This window comes from Clostridium sp. CM037 (genome assembly GCF_055081095.1).
In genome coordinates this window covers 3,398,976-3,416,936 of sequence record NZ_CM143650.1, presented here as the reverse complement: position 1 = coordinate 3,416,936, position 17,961 = coordinate 3,398,976, and the positions used below count along the sequence as shown (strand labels likewise).

The following is a 17,961-nucleotide window of genomic DNA, read 5'->3' as shown; positions in this document are numbered from 1 at the left end:
AATTATCTTGAAATTAAAAACAAAGTTATTTGGAAAAGTGTATGATTTTAAATCAATAATGGAAGTTATGGCAAAGGCAAATGAAGAAAAGTCAGGAGATAAGCTTGCAGGAATTGCAGCAGAATCTTCAGAAGAAAGAGTGGCGGCTAAGGTAGTTTTGAGTCATTTAACTTTAGAGGATTTGAGGAATTGTCCAGCAGTACCTTATGAAATAGATGAGGTAACAAGAATAATTCAAGATGATGTCAATGAAAAGATATACGCTGGAATTAAAGACTTAACAGTATCTGAATTTAGAGAGTGGATATTAAATGAAAATACTACTGGAGAAGATATTAAAAGGATAAGTCGCGGACTTACTAGTGAGATGGTAGCTGCTGTAGCTAAGTTAATGTCTAATTTAGATTTAATTTATGGAGCAAAAAAGATAAGAATTACTGCACATTGTAATACAACAATAGGACTAGACGGAACCTTATCTGCAAGACTTCAACCTAACCATACCACAGATAATCCACAGGGGATTTTAGCTTCTCTTATGGAAGGATTAACTTATGGTGTTGGAGATGCGGTTATAGGCTTAAACCCAGTTGATGATTCCGTTGAAAGTGTAATGCGAGTTCTTAAAACCTTTGAAGACTTTAAGAATAAATGGGAAATACCAACTCAAAACTGTGTATTAGCTCATGTAACAACACAAATGGAAGCTATAAGACGTGGAGCTCCTGCGGATTTAATTTTCCAAAGTATAGCAGGTTCTCAAAAAGGAAATGAAGCTTTTGGAATAACTGCAGATATGATAGAAGAAGCAAGGCAGTTAGCACTTAAAGAAGGCACAGGATCTGGCCCTAATGTAATGTATTTTGAGACAGGACAGGGTTCAGAATTATCTTCAGATAGTCATAATGGTGTAGACCAAGTAACTATGGAAGCAAGATGTTATGGATTTGCTAAGAGATATAACCCATTCCTAGTAAATACTGTTGTTGGATTTATAGGACCCGAATATTTATATGATAGTAAAGAAGTTATAAGAGCAGGTCTTGAGGATCACTTCATGGGTAAATTAACTGGAGTATCAATGGGTGTTGATGCTTGTTATACAAACCATATGAAGGCAGATCAAAATGATATAGAAAATTTATCCGTACTTCTTACAGCGGCAGGATGTAACTTCTTTATGGGATTACCTCATGGTGATGATATAATGCTTAACTACCAGTCTACTGGATACCATGAAACAGCAACATTAAGAGATTTATTACACTTAAAACCAATAAAAGAGTTTGAAGTTTGGATGGAAAAAATGGGATTCACAAAAGATGGTAAATTGACTGAAAAAACAGGAGATGCATCTGTATTTCTTAAATAATGAGAGGAGGAAAAATAATGGTATCAGAAAATGATTTAAAAAAATTGGTTGAACAGGTACTACTTGAAATGACAAGTAAAGATAAGAAAGTTACAGCTAAAGTTGAAAATTCTATTAAAACAGAGGTTGAAGATGGATTTATTGAGGACATTACAACTGTTGATATTAAAAAACAACTTTTAGTTCCAAACCCAGCAGATGCTAAGGGATATTTAAAAATGAAGGAATCTACTCCAGCAAGATTAGGAATTTGGAGAGCAGGTCCTAGATATAAAACTGAAACAGCTTTAAGAGTTAGAGCAGATCATGCGGCAGCTCAAGATTCAGTTTTCTCAGATGTTTCAGAGGAATTCTTAAAGGAAATGAATTTATTTTCTGTTAAAACAGAATGCATCAATAAAGATGAATTTATAACAAGACCAGACCTTGGGAAAAAGATAACTGAAGAGGGTATAAAAGCTATAAAAACTAACTGCAAAATGAGACCACAGGTACAAATATATGTATCAGATGGATTAAGCTCAGCAGCTATAGAAGCTAATATTCGTGATGTATTTCCAGCTATGGTGCAGGGCCTCGAGGGCTACAAAATTTCTGTAGGAACTCCATTCTTCGTTAAAAATGGAAGAGTTGGCGTTATGGATGTAGTATCTGAAACCTTAGAAGCAGATGTTACTTGTGTACTTATAGGGGAAAGACCAGGCCTTGTTACAGCAGAAAGTATGAGTGCTTATATAGCATACAAAGCTACTGTAAATATGCCAGAAGCTAGAAGAACAGTTGTATCTAATATACATAAAGGTGGTACTCCTCCAGTAGAAGCAGGTGCTCATATTTCTGAAATAATAAAATTAATGCTAGAAAAGAAAGCAAGTGGAGTAGATTTAAAATTATAGTAAAGAAATTATAATTAGGAGGCAAAACACATGAAAAATGAAGCTATTCGTGCAACGGTATTAGGTGTAAAAATAATATCAAATGTTAGTCAAGATTTGGTAGAAGCCTTTAATTTAGCGCCACATCATAAGAGTTTAGGAATTATAACAGCAGATATAGATGATGTTACTTATACAGCTTTAGATGAAGCTACGAAATCAGCAGAGGTAGAAATAGTATATGCAAAATCAATGTATGCAGGTTCTGCAAATGCAAGTACAAAACTAGCAGGTGAAGTTATAGGAATAATGGCTGGACCAAGTCCAGCAGAGGTTAGAAGTGGACTTAATTCTGCTCTAGATTTCATAGAAAATGGAGCAAGTTTTACAAGTGCTAATGATGATAATACAGTTCCATATTATGCTCACTGTGTATCAAGAACAGGCAGCTTTTTATCGAAAACTGCGAATATTAAAGAGGGAGAGCCTATAGCTTATTTGATAGCTCCTCCACTTGAAGCTGTATATGCATTAGATGCTGCTTTAAAAGCAGCAGATGTTAAATTAGTAACTTTTTACGGACCACCATCAGAAACTAACTTTGGTGGAGCATTGCTTACAGGTAGCCAATCAGCTTGTCAAGCAGCTTGTGATGCTTTTGCAGCAGCAGTCCAATTTGTAGCTGAAAATCCTACAAATTTTTAAAGTGAGGCAATTAAATGTATAAGGGAGCATTAGGGTTAATCGAGGTACATGGGTACCTTGGTGCCATAGAAGCTGCAGATGTGGCACTTAAGACATCTAATGTAAAGCTTATAGGTTGTGAAATAGTTGATGGTGGTTTGGTTACAGTAAAGATAAAGGGTGATGTTTCTTCAGTTAAAGCAGCTGTTGAAGCGGCTGAAATTGCTGTGACAAAGTTAAATATTTTAGTAGTAGCTCATGTAATTCCTGGACCAGACTTATCAGTATGGAACACTATTGTGGAAAATACAAGCACTAAGGATTGTGAACATAAGGAATGTAGTGAAGAGGTATTAGTTGTTGAAAGTAAAAAAATCAAGAATGTAAATCAAGACAAAAAAACACAAGAGATTAAAGCGATAGAATTTGGAGGTAACACTCTAAGTAATAGTACAAGCCTAAAAGAGCAGTTAGAGAGTGAAAAAGTAAATGAACTCAGAACATTAGCGAGAAGTCTTGACTTAGATAATATGACTAAGAAACAGATAAAGTTTGCTAAAAAAGATAGGCTTGTAGAAGAGATCGTATTATTCTATCAAAGGAGGAGTAAATAGTGGATAAGGATTTAATGTCAATTCAAGAAGTTAGGAACCTAATAGCTAAAGCAAAGATTGCACAAAAGAAATTAGGCGAAATGAGCCAAAGCGAAATCGACAGAATAGTTAAAGCTATTAGTGATTCAGCTTATAATAATGCTGAAAAATTAGCTAAAATGGCAGAAGAGGAAACTGGTTTTGGAAAATGGCAAGATAAGATTGTGAAAAATACTTTTGCTAGTAAGGGAGTTTATGAATATATAAAGGATTTAAAAACTGTAGGAATAATAAATGAAGATAAAGATAAAAAATTAGTTGAGGTGGCAGTTCCAGTAGGGGTTGTTGCAGGACTTATTCCATCAACTAACCCTACATCTACAGCTATATATAAAGCTATGATATCTATAAAAGCAGGAAATTCCATAGTTTTCTCACCACATCCAATGGGTAAAAAATGTATATTGGAAACTGTAAGAATAATATCTGAAGCAGCTGTGGCTGCAGGAGCACCAGAAGGAACTATTGGATGCATGTCTATACCTACTATGCAAGGTACAGATCAGTTAATGAAACATAGTGATATTTCATTAATACTCGCAACTGGTGGTACACCTATGGTTAAAGCAGCCTATAGCTCAGGTAATCCAGCTATAGGAGTAGGACCAGGAAATGGACCAGCTTTCATAGAAAAATCTGCAGATATTCCTTTAGCAGTAAAGAGAATATTAGATAGTAAGACTTTTGATAATGGAACTATCTGTGCTTCAGAACAATCTATAGTAGTTGAAGCTTGCTCTAAGGACAAAGTAGTTTCTGAATTAAAAGCACAGGGCGCTTATTTCTTAAATAGAGAAGAAGCTGATAGATTAGCAGGATTTATACTTAGAAGTAATGGTTCAATGAATCCTCAAATAGTAGGAAAAAGTGTTGAAGCTATAGCTAAAATGGCTAACTTAAATGTTCCTACTGGAGCTAGAGTACTTATATCTGAAGAAACAAATGTAGGACATAAGTATCCATATTCAAGAGAAAAGTTAGCTCCAATTTTAGGTTTCTTCTGTGAAGAAACTTGGGAAAAGGCTTGTGAAAAATGTATTGATATATTAAACAATGAGGGAGCAGGGCATACTCTTATAATACACTCAAATAATGAGGCTGTAATTAGAGAATTTGCACTTAAAAAACCTGTATCAAGATTATTAGTTAATACTCCAGGTTCACTAGGTGGAATAGGAGCTACTACAAGCTTAGTACCAGCTTTAACTTTAGGCTGTGGAGCAGTTGGCGGAAGTGCAACTTCTGATAATGTTGGACCTATGAACTTATTGAATATAAGAAGATTGGTTTATGGAACTCGTGAAATAGAGGATATAGTAGATAGAAGTAACACTGTTAATTCTAATATTAGCAAAGAAGATTTAAATGAAGACTCTATAAATCTAATAGTAGAAAAAATCATGGAAAAATTGAAAAGCTAGTTATATAAAATTAATATAGATAAAAAAAATTTTAGGAGGAATATAAAATGGCAAGTACAAACGCATTAGGAATGGTTGAAACAAGAGGACTCGTAGGTGCAATAGAAGCTGCAGATGCTATGGTTAAAGCTGCAAATGTTACATTAGTAGGAAAAGAGCAAATTGGTGCAGGACTCGTAACTGTAATGGTTAGAGGAGATGTTGGAGCTGTTAAAGCAGCTACAGATGCTGGAGCTGCTGCTGCAGAACGAGTAGGAGAATTAGTTTCTGTTCATGTAATTCCAAGACCACATGCTGAAGTAGATGCAATACTTCCAAAAGTAAAAGAAGTAATAGAAGAATAATATTTAAAAACATACTATCCCCACAATTCAAAAGGTTGTGGGGTAGTATGCTTATATACAATCTTCTTAAGGGGATGTGAGTTATATGAGTTTGTTAACTGAAAGTGAACTAAGAAAACAACTTAAAAATACAGATATTAAAGAATACGAAGTAGTAAAGGGTGTTATTATTACCCCCTCTGCAAAACAGTATCTACAAGATAAAAACATTAAACTAATAATTGTTGATACATTGAGTGCTAAGAAACAAGGTAATTCCAAAACTGAAAAGGAAGATGAAGGAAAAATTTTCCCGAAATATATTTGCCTCAAGGGTGGTTATGTAGAGGAAAAACCAGAGCATATGACACAGTTATATGGAAATAAATTAGTACCTAAAGATCATAGAAAAATAGAGTTTAGAGGAAGACTTGATAGTCTTCAATCTAAAATTTTGGAAGTTCAAGTAATAGCTTCAAAACTTCAAAATGAAGGAGTAGCAAAAGACTTAGAGGAGATTCTATCTTTTGTACGTAACATATTAAGGGCGGAAGTATTAGAAGAAAATCTTCCGGAATTCTCTATTTTAGGAATTAGTGAGAATGACCTGAGGGAAATGTCACATAATCCCAAAAAATATTTTAATATGGATCATTTTATGCCTAATTATAAAATGGGTGAAATAGTTGTTGGACTTAATTCCATAAGAAGTAATATAAGAGAAGTTGAAATATGTGGTTTCAAGGCATTTAAAGACATTGACGCAGAGATAACAAGAAACGATATTATAAGATATTTAAATAGATTAAGCAGCTGTTTATATATAATGATGTTTAAGTTTTTGTCAGGAAAATATAAATAGAGGGGGCACATCAGTGACCGGTATAGACATTGAATACATTATAGAAGAAGTCATAAAAAGAGTAAATGAAAAATTTAAAATTACAGTGGAAGCTTCAGGAAAACATGTTCATCTTTCAAGAGAAAGTATTGATACATTATTTGGTAAGGGTTATAAATTAACAGAGGTAAAGAAATTATCACAACCAGGTCAATATAGCTGCAACGAAAGAGTTAGCCTAACTGGGCCTAAAGGAACAATTAAAAATGTAGTTGTACTTGGACCAGAAAGAACACACACACAGGCTGAAATATCTAAGAGTGATGCTGTTATTTTAGGAGTAAAAGCACCAATTCGTGAATCAGGAAAATTACAGGGTAGTGCAGGTGTAACTATATCTACAGAAAAAGCTTCTTTAACAATTAAAGAGGGGTTAATAGTTGCAAAACGTCATATACATTTAACATTAGAAGATGCAAAGTTATTTAAGGTTCGTGATAAAGATATAGTTAAAGTTGAAGTTTCTGGGGAAAGACCGCTAATATTTGATGATGTTGTAATTAGGGTAAAGAAAGAATTTAGAACATTTATGCACATAGATTATGATGAGGCAAATGCCTGTGGATATAATAAAGGCACTACTGCAAAAATTATAAAATAGAATTGTTGTTTTATAGATGATTTTAAAAATAAGATGATATACCTTATATGTTAAGCTGTATTAAACATTATAATTTTTATATAAGGAAGTGATTTAAGTGGATATAGAAAAATTAGTAGATATGATCACTAAGGAAGTTATGAAGAGGATTCCTAGCAGTAGAAATAGTACTGCAATGGATAAAGAAAAGGTATTGGTAATAAGTTCCTCTGAAGAAGAGTTAACAGTGATTAAAGAGCTTGTAGAAGATAAATACGAGGTTCATATTTATGATAAAGAAGATATAAATTTGAGAGACTATGAGCATATAATAGTTACAAATTTATGTAATAAAGGATTATCATCAATGGCGCTTGGGTTATGTAATAATGGTGTACAAGCGTTTATAGTAGAGGCTCTTTTTAACGGTAAGAAGGTTTATGTATTAAAAGAGGGAATACAGTACAGAAAACATTTAAGTACGTCTAATGAAGCTTTATATAATCTATATAATCAATATGAACACAAAATCATGTCTTATGGAATTGTTTTAGTCCATCAAAAGGATTTATTAAAAAGCATGCAAATGGGCGCTAATTGCAATGATGAATCAGTGCAAAAATCCTGCTCAATAGAATCAAATATAGTAATCGATGATATGCATAATAAAACTGAATCACAAGCTAAAAAAGCGGTTTCAGAGGATACTGTGCAATCTCATCAAATAGTAGAAATAAATAATAAAAGACTGATTACAGAATCAGACCTTAGAAAATTATATATGAACGGAATAAAGGAAGTAAACTTAATTAAAAAAGCTATATTAACCCCACTTGCTCAAGATTTTATAAGAATAAAACGATTAAAGATAAATAGAGTTTAGGGTTATTCTAAAACATTTTAAAAGATAAAAAGGGGGGGCAGTTAATGATTATTGGTAAAGTTATAGGCAATGTTTGGGCTACAAGAAAAGATGAAAAATTAAATGGATTAAAATTCTTAGTGATAGAACCATCTAAAGCTGCAGCCGGCGAGGGGAGCGGAATTTTTGTTGCCGCAGATATAGTAGGGGCTGGCATAGGGGATAGTGTACTAGTGACTAAAGGTAGCGCTGCTAGCGCATCACTGCATATAAAAGATGTGCCTGTGGATGCTGTTATAGTAGGTATAATAGATAGTTTAGAAGTAGATGCAGAATTTCTATAATTAAGCACTTCTCGTATAAATAAATTTATTTGGAGTGAATCTATGATTAAAACTTTAGGAATGATGGAATTTAGAAGTATTGCAAAAGGAATAGAAATAGCGGATGTAGTTCTAAAAGCAGCAGAGGTAGAATTAGTATTTTGTAGAACTATTTGTCCAGGGAAATTTATGATACTTATATCAGGAGAAGTAGGATCTGTTAAAGAAGCCTTAGACAAGGGGACGAATCAAAGTAAAGGTTTTTTGATAGGAAGTTTTCTACTTCCTAATGTACATAAGGATATTATACAATCATTAAAAAATAAAATAAAAGTAGTACCTAATGGAGCTATAGGAGTAGTGGAGACCACTAATGTAGTTTCTGGAATATTTATCTTAGATAAGGCGCTTAAAGCAGCAGAGGTAAGGCTTTTTAAGTTAAGTCTCGGCACTTTAATTGGTGGAAAATCTTATTTTATTATATATGGTGATATGAGTTCTGTGCAGGAAGCTGTAAAAGAAGCTTTAAGAGAAATTGATGAGAAAAAAATAGTTTCAAGTATAGTAATTCCATCACCATCTAAGGAACTAATCAGTAGCTTATAATAATAGTTAACAATGTAGATAAATTCTAAAAAAATACATATGATCAAAAAATAATTTTCTGGAAGGAGAAAAAATGGGAATAAATGAAATTATTATATATATAATGGTTGTTTTCATGGTTTTAGGTGCAATAGATAAGTGCATAGGAAATAAATTTGGTTTAGGAGAACAATTTGAAGAGGGATTTATGGCAATGGGTTCATTAACTATAGCAATGGTTGGTGTAGTTTGTTTAGCACCAGTACTTGCTAGTGTATTAAAACCTGTAATAGTCCCAATTTACACTGCATTAGGAGCAGATCCATCTATGTTTGCTACTACTTTACTTGCTTGTGATATGGGAGGATATCCTCTTGCAAAAGAACTTGCACAAACAGCACAAGCAGCAAGCTTCTCAGGCGTAATTATAGGATCTATGATGGGACCAACTATTGTATTTACTATACCAGTTGCTCTTGGAATAATTAAAAAAGAAGACCATAAATTTTTGGCAACAGGTGTACTTGCAGGGATAATAACAATTCCTATAGGCGCGCTTATAGGTGGACTTGTAGCTGGATTTGGAGTAATAATGTTACTTAAAAATCTTGTGCCAATAATAATATTTGCAGCACTTCTCGCTGTAGGATTATGGTTAATTCCTGAAAAAATGATAAAAGGCTTTACCGTTTTCGGAAAAGGCGTAGTTGTGCTTATAACAATAGGTCTTGCAGCTATAATAATAGAAACTTTAACAGGAGTAGTTGTTATTCCTGGAATGGCACCACTATCCGAAGGCATTGAGATAGTAGGTTCTATTGCAATAGTACTCGCAGGAGCCTTCCCAATGGTTTATGTTATAACAAAAGTATTTAAAAAACCTCTAATGAAGCTTGGTTCATTACTAGGTATGAATGATATTTCAGCAGCAGGTATGGTGGCAAGTCTTGCAAATAGTATACCAATGTTTGGAATGATGAAAGACATGGATGAGCGGGGTAAGATAATAAACGTTGCATTTGCAGTTAGTGCAGCTTTTGTATTTGGAGATCATTTAGGTTTTGTTGCTGGAGTAGAAAAAGGAATGATATTCCCTATGATAGTTGCAAAATTAGTCGGTGGAGTTGCAGCGGTTGCGTTAGCTTGTTTTATACTTTCGAAAAATAAAAAAGATAAGTCTGTTCAAGCATAATAGCATTATAAGATAATAATGAATGGAGGAATTAAAATGGAAAATATAGATTCAAAATTAATTGAAGACATGGTTAGAAAAATCATAGCAGAAAGTTTATCAAAGGAAAAATGCGAATTTGAAAAGCATGTAGATCCTAGTGGTATAATGTCAATAAAATTAGACACTGTAAAAATGGGTAAGTTTGATACTGGCAAAGAGGGAGATGACGTACTTTTAACAGATGTTTTAACATTAGAAGAAAGTCCGAGACTTGGATGCGGTCTTATGGAAATGAAAGAAACGTGCTTTGATTGGACATTAAAATATGATGAAATAGATTATGTTATAGAGGGAACTTTAGAAGTAAATATTGATGGAAGAAAAGTTGTAGCCAATAAAGGGGAAATGATTTTAATTCCTAAAAATTCAAAAATTCAATTCAGTGTTCCAAACTATGCAAAATTTATGTTTGTGACATATCCTGCTAATTGGGCAGATATAAAGTAGATATTTTTTAAGGTAAAGACTTAGAACAAAATAAAAAAAAAGCTTCATACTATTTAATTAATCTAGTATGAGGCTTTTATCTTATTAAATATATTTCTCTCTTGATAAACTAAAATCTATTAATCCCATTGGTTTATCATAGAAAATGCGCTCATCCATAAGTTTGGGAATATCATTCATTTTTGGCTTGAAAGCCATTAAATCTAAAATATCCTTTTGCAAATCAATACCTGGCGCTATTTCAGTAAGATAAAGTCCGTCCTTTTTAAGTTCGAATACAGCTCTTTCAGTAATGTACATTACTGGCTGATTTACCTTTTGTGCATATTTCCCACTAAAAGTAATTTGCTCAACTTGATCAATAAATTTAAATAGCTTACCTTCTTGTTTGATAACAAGCTTTCCATCTTTTATTTCTTGTTTAAGTCCCTGGGCTGTAAATGTTCCACAGAACATAACTTTTTTTGCATTTTGGGTAATATTGATAAAGCCACCGCATCCTGCAACACGTGTTCCAAACTTACTTACATTTAAGTTACCGTCTTTATCAACTTGAGCTAATCCTAAGAATGCTAAATCAACTCCACCACCATCATAAAAATCAAATTGGCATGCTTGGTCTAGAATTGCTTCTGGGTTTACTGATGCACCAAAAGCTAATCCACCCTGTGGCAATCCACCAACTGCGCCTGCCTCTACTGTAAGTGTCATATAATCGCAAATTCCCTCTTCACTAGCAACTAATGATATCACCTCAGGTATTCCAATTCCTAAATTTACAACAGTATTAGATTTAAGCTCAAAGGCAGCTCTCCTTTAGATATTTTCCTAATATCTAAAGGGGTATTTTCAATTGAATCCATTATTGCTTTTATTTCAACTGTACAAGCTGGATTATATTCAAATCCAAAGGTCTGCTCATGTTCCTCTGGTTTTGAAACAACAACATAGTCTACATATATACCAGGAATTTTCACAAGTCGTGGATCAAGGGTGCCATCAGCTACTACTCTTTCAACTTGAACTACAACTATTCCACCGCAGTTTTTTGTTGCTTGAGTAATGGATGTTGCTTCGAGAGTAGCTATTTCTCTTTCTAGACTAATATTACCATTTTTATCTGCATATGTACCGCGTACAAAACAGATATCAATTGGAAATGATTTATATAGTAGCTTCTCCTCACCTTCGATTTCAATTATCTTTACAATATCCTCCTTTGTAATATCATTTAATTTCCCTCCTTCAATTCTAGGGTCAACAAATGTGTTTAGTCCTACATGAGTTATAGTACCAACCCTTTTACCGGCAATATCCCTAAAAAGCTGAGAAAGGGTTCCTCGTGGAAGATTATAGGCTTCTATTTTATTTTCTACAGCTAATTTTCCTAGGGCAGGTGCCATGTTATAATGACCACCTACTACTCTTTTAGTCATTCCTTCGTGTGCAAAATGATCTGCACCTCTTCCATTTTGATTACCCTGAGCAGCGGAGTATATAAGATTTAAATTTATAGGCTTACCAGTTTCTAAAAAACGCTTTTCTAAAGCTGTAGTAAGGGTTTCAGGACAACAACTGCCAACAAATCCATCTGTTACAATATAATCGCCATCCTTTACTAACTCAGCAGCTTCTTTAGGTTTTAATATTTTCATAGAACTACATCACCTTTAACAGTATACTGTAAAATTATTAATATAGATTAGCATCATAATTATAACTATTATTCAGTTGTCTACGATATTCCAGGGAAAATGATAATGATAATGAATGTGAAGAAATAATTAAATATACTACTATTATTAACATATATTGGTTAAGTTGCGCATAATATACTTAAGAAGTGACATTAAAACAACAACATGGGAGGTTATATAATGAGCAACTTGTTTTTAACACCAAGATATATAATTACTGGAAAGGAAGCACTTAATCTAGCTAGCGAAAACGTTAAACAGCTAGGGGAAAAAGCTTTAATTGTAACCGATGATGTAATGGTCAAGATTGGAAGTTTAAAAAAAGTAACAGATATGTTGGATAGTATTAATATTGAATATGCGATCTATAGTAAAGTAAATAGTGAACCGACAGATATCATGGTAAACGATGGAACTAAAGCTTATAAAGAAGGAAAATGTGATTTCTTAATTGGATTAGGTGGAGGAAGCCCTATAGATACAATGAAAGCGGTAGGGGCTATGATAACGAATACGGGGGAAATTAATGATTATTTAGGGAAAACGATTCCTAATGCAACCCCTCCTCTAGTTGCATTACCTACAACAGCAGGAACGGGTTCAGAAGCAACTCAGTTCACTATAATATCGGATACAAAGAGGGATATAAAAATGTTGTTAAAGGGATCTTATCTAATGCCAACTTTAGCAATAATAGATCCGATTTTTACGACGACAGCTCCACCTAACGTAACAGCAGCTACAGGATTGGATGCATTAACTCATGCAATCGAAGCATATACATCAAAGAAATCGCAGCCAATGTCGGATACCTTTGCTCTTTCTGCGGTTAAAAGGATAACTAAGTATTTATTAAAAGCTTATCAAAATGGGAATGATGTTGAAGCTAGAACAGAAATGTCAATAGCTGCACTTGAAGCTGGAATTGCTTTTAATAACTCTTCAGTGACAATAGTTCACGGTATGAGTAGACCAGTGGGTGCACTTTATCATGTACCACATGGATTATCTAATGCTATATTGTTGCAAGATTGTTTGAATTTTGCACTATCTGGAACACCAGAAAGATTTTGTGATTTAGCTAAAGCTATAGGCATCTATAAGAAAGGTGAGAGTGATATAGAAGCAGGTCAAGCTTTTATAAAAGAAATTGGAGATCTATGTAGAGACTTAAACATTCAAACCCTTGAAGAGGTTGGTGTTAATAAGCAAAAATTCTTTGAAAATTTAGAAAAAATGGCGGGCGATGCTTTAGACAGTGGCAGCCCAGGAAATACAAGAAGAAAGACTGAAAAGGAAGACATAATAAATATTTATAAATTATTATGGAAACAGGTGAAATAAATGCCACTAGTAAATATGCGAGATTTATTGAGTAAAGCAGAAAAAGGAAAATATGCTGTTGGATCTTTTAGCGTAGCAAATATGGAAATGTTAATCGGTGCTATAAAGGCTGGTGAAGAGTTAAATTCTCCAATAATAATTCAAATTGCAGAAGTAAGATTAAAAGCATCGCCATTAGAGTTAATAGGATCTATGATGGTTGCAGGAGCAAAAAAAGCGAAAATACCAGTAGCTATACATTTTGATCATGGTTTAACTTTAGAAAAGATAAAGGAAGCTCTCCAGATTGGATTTACTTCAGTTATGATAGATGGTTCAAAATATCCACTGAAAGATAATATAAGGTTAACAAGAGAAGTTATAGATGAAGCAAAAAAATATAATGCAGACGTAGAAGCTGAAATAGGACGAGTAGGCGGTAGTGAAGATGGCTTAAAAGAAATATCAGGTTTGTTTACTAGGGTAGATGAGGCAAAGGAGTTTTTCGATGCAACAGGCATTGATGCATTAGCAGTGGCAATAGGAAATGCTCACGGAGTATATTTAGAAAATCCGAAATTAAATTTTGATGTATTAGACAAAATAAACAAAAGGGTAGATGTTCCATTAGTATTGCATGGGGGAACAGGTATAAGTGATGACGATTTTAGAAAATGTGTAAGTCTTGGAATTAGAAAAATTAATATAGCAACAGCAACATTTGCTTCAGTTGAAGAAAATGTTGGGAAGTTATATGAAGAGTCCGAAAAAGTTGATTATTTCGAGTTGCATGAGAAAGAAATAGAAGGTGCTTATATTAATGTAAAGAGACATATTAAGGTATTCGGAAGTCAAAACAAAGCATAGGGGGAAATAATGGGTTACATTAAATTTGATAATAGTAGAGAATTTGATATTGTGCCACTCGGAAGAGCTGCAATTGATTTTAATCCTATTGATATAAATATGCCACTTTCAGAAAGTACGACTTTTAAAAAATATTTAGGTGGGTCGCCAGCTAATACTGCAGTTGGACTTGCAAGACTAGGTAAAAAGGTAGGGTTTATTGGTAAAGTATCAAATGATAGGTTTGGTGAATTTGTTATTAACTATTTTAAAAATGAAGGAATAGATACAACGCAAATTTATTTTGCTAAAAATGGAGAAAATTTAGGACTTACTTTTACTGAAATATTTAGTCCAACAGAAAGTAGTATTTTAATGTACAGAAATGGTGTTGCAGATTTAGCGCTGGAGGTCTCCGAAATTAGTGAAGAATATATTAAGAATACTAAAGCTATTATAATATCTGGGACTGCTTTATCTCAGAGTCCGTCAAGAGAAGCAACCTTGAAGGCATTAGAGTATGCAAAGAAAAATAATACAGTAGTTATTTTTGATATTGATTATAGGGAATATTCATGGGCTAATAATGATGAGATTGCAATTTATTATGCTCTAGTCGCGAAAAACAGTGATGTTATAATAGGGTCAAGAGAAGAATTTGATTTAACGCAAGGAATAATTGGACAAGATAGTAGCGATCAGGAAACCGCTAATAGATGGTTTAATTATGGTAGTAAAATTGTTGTTATAAAGCATGGAAAAGATGGATCAACTGCTTATACATCAGATAAAAAAAGCTTTAATATAAAGCCTTTCCCAGTTAAACTTCTTAAATCTTTTGGTGGCGGGGATGCATATGGGTCTGCATTTGTTTATGGATTACTTGAAGGATGGGATATTATTGACTGCTTAGAGTTTGGTAGTGCTTCAGCATCAATGTTAGTTGCAAGTCACAGCTGCTCTGATGCGATGCCAAAAGTCGAAGGGATTAATGAATTTATAAGAAAGAGCAAAGAGGAATATGGTGAAATGGTCGTAAAATCATAAGGAGGATTTAAATGGTAGAAAGTTTAGGTAATCTAAAATACGGTGAAAATACAATATGCGAGATTAACGGTAAAAACAAAAAAATGTTAATGGATATTGCTGTAATAAAACTTGAAAAAGGTTCAGTTAAAACGTACTATTCAGATTTCAAAGAATTGGCTGTATTGATGTTAACAGGAAAACTTGAAATTAGGTGGTCAGGAAATAAAAAAGTAATAGAGAGAACTTCAGTATTTGATGAAGGTCCCTGGTGTTTACATGTGCCAAAGGATACAAAGGTCCAAGTAGAAATTTTAGAACAAAGCGAAATACTTCTTCAATATACAGATAATAAAAATACCTTTGAAGCAAAATTATATTATCCAGAAGATTGTAAAAGTGAAGTATTTGGTGAAGGGGTATGGAATGGTACTGCAAGAAGAGTAGTTAGAACAGTATTTGATTATAAAAATGAACCATATTCAAACATGGTAATGGGAGAAGTTATTACTTATCCTGGTAAATGGTCAAGTTACCCACCACATCATCATCCACAACCTGAAGTTTATTACTATAAATTTAATAAACCTCAAGGATTTGGTTTATGTCTAATAGGTGAAAATGCTTATAAGATAACAGATAGAAGCTTTGCTTTAATTCAAGGAGGCCTCGTTCATCCTCAAACAGCTGCACCAGGTTATGCTATGTACTATTGTTGGATGATAAGACATTTAGATAATAACCCATGGACTGACAGAATAGATGATAAAGATCATACTTGGCTTTGGGACAAAAATGTTAAGATATGGCCAGAAAAATAGTATAAATGATTGATTAAGATATAAGGGGGTTTGAGATGGGTACAATTAAACTGACTACTGCACAAGCATTGGTTAAATTTTTAAATAACCAGTTTATAAGTTTTGATGGCAAAGAAGAAAGATTCATCGAAGGAATTTTCGCAATATTCGGACATGGAAATGTATTAGGTCTTGGTCAAGCATTAGAACAAGATCCTGGCAAATTAATAGTGCGTCAAGGTAGAAATGAACAAGGCATGGCCCAAGCAGCTGTGGCTTTCGCTAAGCAAAAAAGAAGGAAAAAAATATATGCATGTACATCATCGGTAGGTCCTGGATCTGCTAATATGGTAACTGCTGCCGCAACAGCAACAGCAAATAATATACCTGTATTATTATTTCCAGGTGATACATTTGCTACAAGGCAGCCAGATCCTGTACTTCAACAAGTCGAACAAGATCATGATGCTTCAATTACTACAAATGATGCTTTTAAACCTGTAAGTAAATATTGGGATAGAGTGAGCAGACCAGAACAATTGATGTCAGCTATGATAAATGCAATGAGAGTATTAACAGATGAGGGAGATACTGGCGCAGTATGTATTGCACTGCCACAGGATGTTCAAGGAGAGGCTTACGATTATCCAGAATATTTTTTCAAGAAGAGAGTGCATAGAATTGAAAGAAGAAAAGCTACGGATTTAGAAATAGAAGATGCTATAAGTTTAATAGCTAGAAAGAAAAAACCATTAATCATTTGTGGTGGAGGAGCCAAATATTCAGAAGCAGGTGAAGAACTAAAGAAATTTGCGCAGGAATTTAATATACCTATTGCAGAAACGCAGGCAGGAAAAAGTGCAGTAGAATCAACCCTTTATCTGAATCTAGGAGGTATTGGAGTTACAGGTACCCTTGCTGCAAATATTATAGCTAAAGATGCAGACCTCATAATAGGACTTGGAACAAAATTTACAGATTTTACAACAGCTTCTAAAGGATTATTTAAGAATGATGAAGTTGAATTCTTGACAATAAATACATCTAAATATAATGCAACTAAAATGGATGCTACTAAAGTGGTCGGGGATGTATTGGTTAATTTAGAACAACTTAGATATAAGCTTATTGAAAAAGGATATAAAAGCGAGTATAACAAGGAGATTTCTGATGCCAAAAATAAATGGGGAAAAGAAATTGAGAGATTATATAGTATAAAATATATTGAAGATAATTTCAAACCTGAAATGCTAGGACAAAATGAAGCAAGCTTAAGAGAATTTTATGAACTTTGCGGAGAAGCTCTTCCACAAACCACAGTTATAGGTGAAATTAATAATTTTCTTAAAAAAGATTATGTTGTAGTGGGTGCTGCGGGAAGTTTACCAGGCGATTTACAAAAGTTATGGACTTCAAGAGATAAGTATAGCTACCACATGGAATATGGTTATTCATGTATGGGATACGAAATATCAGGAGCTTTAGGAGTGAAGCTTGCAGAACCTAATAAAGAAGTATATGCATTTGTTGGTGATGGAAGTTACTTAATGCTTCATTCGGAATTAATAACGTCTATTCAAGAAAACAAGAAGATAAATGTATTACTATTTGATAACAGTGGATTTGGTTGCATTAACAATTTAGAAATGGGAAATGGAATGGGCAGTTTTGGAACAGAATTTAGATATAGAAATGAAAAAAGCGGCAAGCTTAATGGTGGATTGATTCCAATAGATTTTGCAAAATGTGCACAAGGGTATGGAGTAAAAAGCTATACAGTCAAAACAATAGAAGAGCTTAAAGAAGCGCTAGTAGATGCCAAAAAACAAACTAGATCTACTTTAATAGATATAAAAACACTTCCAAAAACAATGACAAACGGTTATGAGTCTTGGTGGCATGTAGGAGTTGCTGAGGTTTCTGATAAAGATTCAATAAAAAATGCGTACATTAACAAAACAGATAATCTTACAAATGCAAGAAAATATTAAAACGGGGAGAGATGTTAT

General features: G+C 33.5%; 18 protein-coding genes and 1 pseudogene. 18 read left to right on the top strand and 1 reads right to left on the bottom strand.

From position 1 onward, the window contains the following. Positions 1–7 precede the first annotated feature (7 nt). The 13 genes from ACWJKP_RS16385 to ACWJKP_RS16325 all read left to right on the top strand — a co-directional run bounded on the left by ACWJKP_RS16385 (position 8) and on the right by ACWJKP_RS16325 (position 10,260). Positions 8–1,372: an ethanolamine ammonia-lyase subunit EutB gene (locus tag ACWJKP_RS16385; protein WP_165411573.1), complete on the top strand. Its 1,365-nt coding sequence runs from the start codon at positions 8–10 to the stop codon at positions 1,370–1,372. A gap of 17 nt (positions 1,373–1,389) precedes the next feature. Then, positions 1,390–2,268 carry an ethanolamine ammonia-lyase subunit EutC gene (gene eutC, locus ACWJKP_RS16380; RefSeq protein WP_165411574.1) on the top strand — a complete coding sequence of 293 codons (879 nt, stop codon included), beginning with the start codon at positions 1,390–1,392 and terminating at the stop codon, positions 2,266–2,268. A gap of 30 nt (positions 2,269–2,298) precedes the next feature. Further along, positions 2,299–2,952 carry an ethanolamine utilization microcompartment protein EutL gene (eutL, locus tag ACWJKP_RS16375; protein ID WP_165411575.1) on the top strand — a complete coding sequence of 218 codons (654 nt, stop codon included), beginning with the start codon at positions 2,299–2,301 and terminating at the stop codon, positions 2,950–2,952. Positions 2,953–2,966: 14 nt separating this feature from the next. Next, positions 2,967–3,545 (top strand): BMC domain-containing protein, encoded by a 579-nt coding sequence (locus tag ACWJKP_RS16370; RefSeq protein ID WP_165411576.1) that lies wholly within the window; start codon positions 2,967–2,969, stop codon positions 3,543–3,545. A gap of 14 nt (positions 3,546–3,559) precedes the next feature. Further along, on the top strand, positions 3,560–5,005 hold the full coding sequence (locus tag ACWJKP_RS16365; protein WP_165411620.1) for an acetaldehyde dehydrogenase (acetylating): 1,446 nt from the start codon (positions 3,560–3,562) through the stop codon (positions 5,003–5,005). A 47-nt stretch (positions 5,006–5,052) separates the two neighbouring features. Beyond that, positions 5,053–5,349 carry an ethanolamine utilization microcompartment protein EutM gene (eutM, locus tag ACWJKP_RS16360; RefSeq protein WP_165411577.1) on the top strand — a complete coding sequence of 99 codons (297 nt, stop codon included), beginning with the start codon at positions 5,053–5,055 and terminating at the stop codon, positions 5,347–5,349. Positions 5,350–5,434: 85 nt separating this feature from the next. Continuing rightward, positions 5,435–6,190 (top strand): cobalamin adenosyltransferase, encoded by a 756-nt coding sequence (locus ACWJKP_RS16355; RefSeq protein ID WP_165411578.1) that lies wholly within the window; start codon positions 5,435–5,437, stop codon positions 6,188–6,190. A gap of 13 nt (positions 6,191–6,203) precedes the next feature. Beyond that, positions 6,204–6,830: an ethanolamine utilization phosphate acetyltransferase EutD gene (gene eutD / locus ACWJKP_RS16350; protein ID WP_165411579.1), complete on the top strand. Its 627-nt coding sequence runs from the start codon at positions 6,204–6,206 to the stop codon at positions 6,828–6,830. Positions 6,831–6,927: 97 nt separating this feature from the next. After that, complete coding sequence (locus tag ACWJKP_RS16345) at positions 6,928–7,692, top strand: hypothetical protein (RefSeq protein WP_165411580.1); 765 nt, start codon at positions 6,928–6,930, stop codon at positions 7,690–7,692. A 44-nt stretch (positions 7,693–7,736) separates the two neighbouring features. Next, entirely contained in the window at positions 7,737–8,015 is a 279-nt protein-coding gene (locus tag ACWJKP_RS16340) for a EutN/CcmL family microcompartment protein (RefSeq protein WP_165411581.1), read from the top strand. 42 nt (positions 8,016–8,057) lie between these two features. Continuing rightward, positions 8,058–8,600, top strand: a complete 543-nt coding sequence (locus ACWJKP_RS16335; RefSeq protein WP_165411582.1) for a BMC domain-containing protein — start codon at positions 8,058–8,060, stop codon at positions 8,598–8,600. 73 nt (positions 8,601–8,673) lie between these two features. Continuing rightward, positions 8,674–9,771, top strand: coding sequence for an ethanolamine utilization protein EutH (gene eutH, locus ACWJKP_RS16330; RefSeq protein ID WP_165411583.1), 1,098 nt, complete (start codon positions 8,674–8,676; stop codon positions 9,769–9,771). A 36-nt stretch (positions 9,772–9,807) separates the two neighbouring features. Then, entirely contained in the window at positions 9,808–10,260 is a 453-nt protein-coding gene (locus tag ACWJKP_RS16325) for a cupin domain-containing protein (RefSeq protein WP_165411584.1), read from the top strand. 84 nt (positions 10,261–10,344) lie between these two features. Here ACWJKP_RS16325 and ACWJKP_RS16320 read toward each other — a convergent pair. After that, positions 10,345–11,915: pseudogene (locus ACWJKP_RS16320) on the bottom strand (acyl CoA:acetate/3-ketoacid CoA transferase). 222 nt (positions 11,916–12,137) lie between these two features. Here ACWJKP_RS16320 and ACWJKP_RS16315 point away from each other — a divergent pair. The 5 genes from ACWJKP_RS16315 to iolD are packed head-to-tail and all read left to right on the top strand — an operon-like array spanning position 12,138 to position 17,943. After that, entirely contained in the window at positions 12,138–13,301 is a 1,164-nt protein-coding gene (locus tag ACWJKP_RS16315) for an iron-containing alcohol dehydrogenase (RefSeq protein WP_165411585.1), read from the top strand. After that, positions 13,302–14,147 carry a class II fructose-bisphosphate aldolase gene (locus tag ACWJKP_RS16310; protein ID WP_165411586.1) on the top strand — a complete coding sequence of 282 codons (846 nt, stop codon included), beginning with the start codon at positions 13,302–13,304 and terminating at the stop codon, positions 14,145–14,147. It begins immediately after the preceding gene. Between the two features lie 9 nt (positions 14,148–14,156). After that, positions 14,157–15,173: a 5-dehydro-2-deoxygluconokinase gene (gene iolC / locus ACWJKP_RS16305; RefSeq protein ID WP_165411587.1), complete on the top strand. Its 1,017-nt coding sequence runs from the start codon at positions 14,157–14,159 to the stop codon at positions 15,171–15,173. 11 nt (positions 15,174–15,184) lie between these two features. Next, a complete protein-coding gene (locus tag ACWJKP_RS16300; RefSeq protein WP_165411588.1) occupies positions 15,185–15,973 on the top strand; it encodes a 5-deoxy-glucuronate isomerase in 789 nt (262 codons plus the stop codon). A 35-nt stretch (positions 15,974–16,008) separates the two neighbouring features. Further along, the gene (gene iolD / locus ACWJKP_RS16295) at positions 16,009–17,943 is read left to right on the top strand and encodes a 3D-(3,5/4)-trihydroxycyclohexane-1,2-dione acylhydrolase (decyclizing) (RefSeq protein ID WP_165411589.1); all 1,935 of its coding nucleotides are present in this window, start codon (positions 16,009–16,011) and stop codon (positions 17,941–17,943) included. Positions 17,944–17,961 lie beyond the last annotated feature (18 nt).

Excerpts from the sequence above, each read along its gene's own strand:
- eutC (WP_165411574.1), top strand. The coding sequence starts at position 1,390 with ATGGTATCAGAAAATGATTTAAAAAAATTGGTTGAACAGGTACTACTT.
- eutL (WP_165411575.1), top strand. The coding sequence starts at position 2,299 with ATGAAAAATGAAGCTATTCGTGCAACGGTATTAGGTGTAAAAATAATA.
- ACWJKP_RS16370 (WP_165411576.1), top strand. The coding sequence starts at position 2,967 with ATGTATAAGGGAGCATTAGGGTTAATCGAGGTACATGGGTACCTTGGT.
- ACWJKP_RS16365 (WP_165411620.1), top strand. The coding sequence starts at position 3,560 with ATGTCAATTCAAGAAGTTAGGAACCTAATAGCTAAAGCAAAGATTGCA.
- eutM (WP_165411577.1), top strand. The coding sequence starts at position 5,053 with ATGGCAAGTACAAACGCATTAGGAATGGTTGAAACAAGAGGACTCGTA.
- ACWJKP_RS16355 (WP_165411578.1), top strand. The coding sequence starts at position 5,435 with ATGAGTTTGTTAACTGAAAGTGAACTAAGAAAACAACTTAAAAATACA.
- ACWJKP_RS16340 (WP_165411581.1), top strand. The coding sequence starts at position 7,737 with ATGATTATTGGTAAAGTTATAGGCAATGTTTGGGCTACAAGAAAAGAT.
- ACWJKP_RS16335 (WP_165411582.1), top strand. The coding sequence starts at position 8,058 with ATGATTAAAACTTTAGGAATGATGGAATTTAGAAGTATTGCAAAAGGA.
- eutH (WP_165411583.1), top strand. The coding sequence starts at position 8,674 with ATGGGAATAAATGAAATTATTATATATATAATGGTTGTTTTCATGGTT.
- ACWJKP_RS16325 (WP_165411584.1), top strand. The coding sequence starts at position 9,808 with ATGGAAAATATAGATTCAAAATTAATTGAAGACATGGTTAGAAAAATC.
- ACWJKP_RS16315 (WP_165411585.1), top strand. The coding sequence starts at position 12,138 with ATGAGCAACTTGTTTTTAACACCAAGATATATAATTACTGGAAAGGAA.
- ACWJKP_RS16310 (WP_165411586.1), top strand. The coding sequence starts at position 13,302 with ATGCCACTAGTAAATATGCGAGATTTATTGAGTAAAGCAGAAAAAGGA.
- iolC (WP_165411587.1), top strand. The coding sequence starts at position 14,157 with ATGGGTTACATTAAATTTGATAATAGTAGAGAATTTGATATTGTGCCA.
- ACWJKP_RS16300 (WP_165411588.1), top strand. The coding sequence starts at position 15,185 with ATGGTAGAAAGTTTAGGTAATCTAAAATACGGTGAAAATACAATATGC.
- iolD (WP_165411589.1), top strand. The coding sequence starts at position 16,009 with ATGGGTACAATTAAACTGACTACTGCACAAGCATTGGTTAAATTTTTA.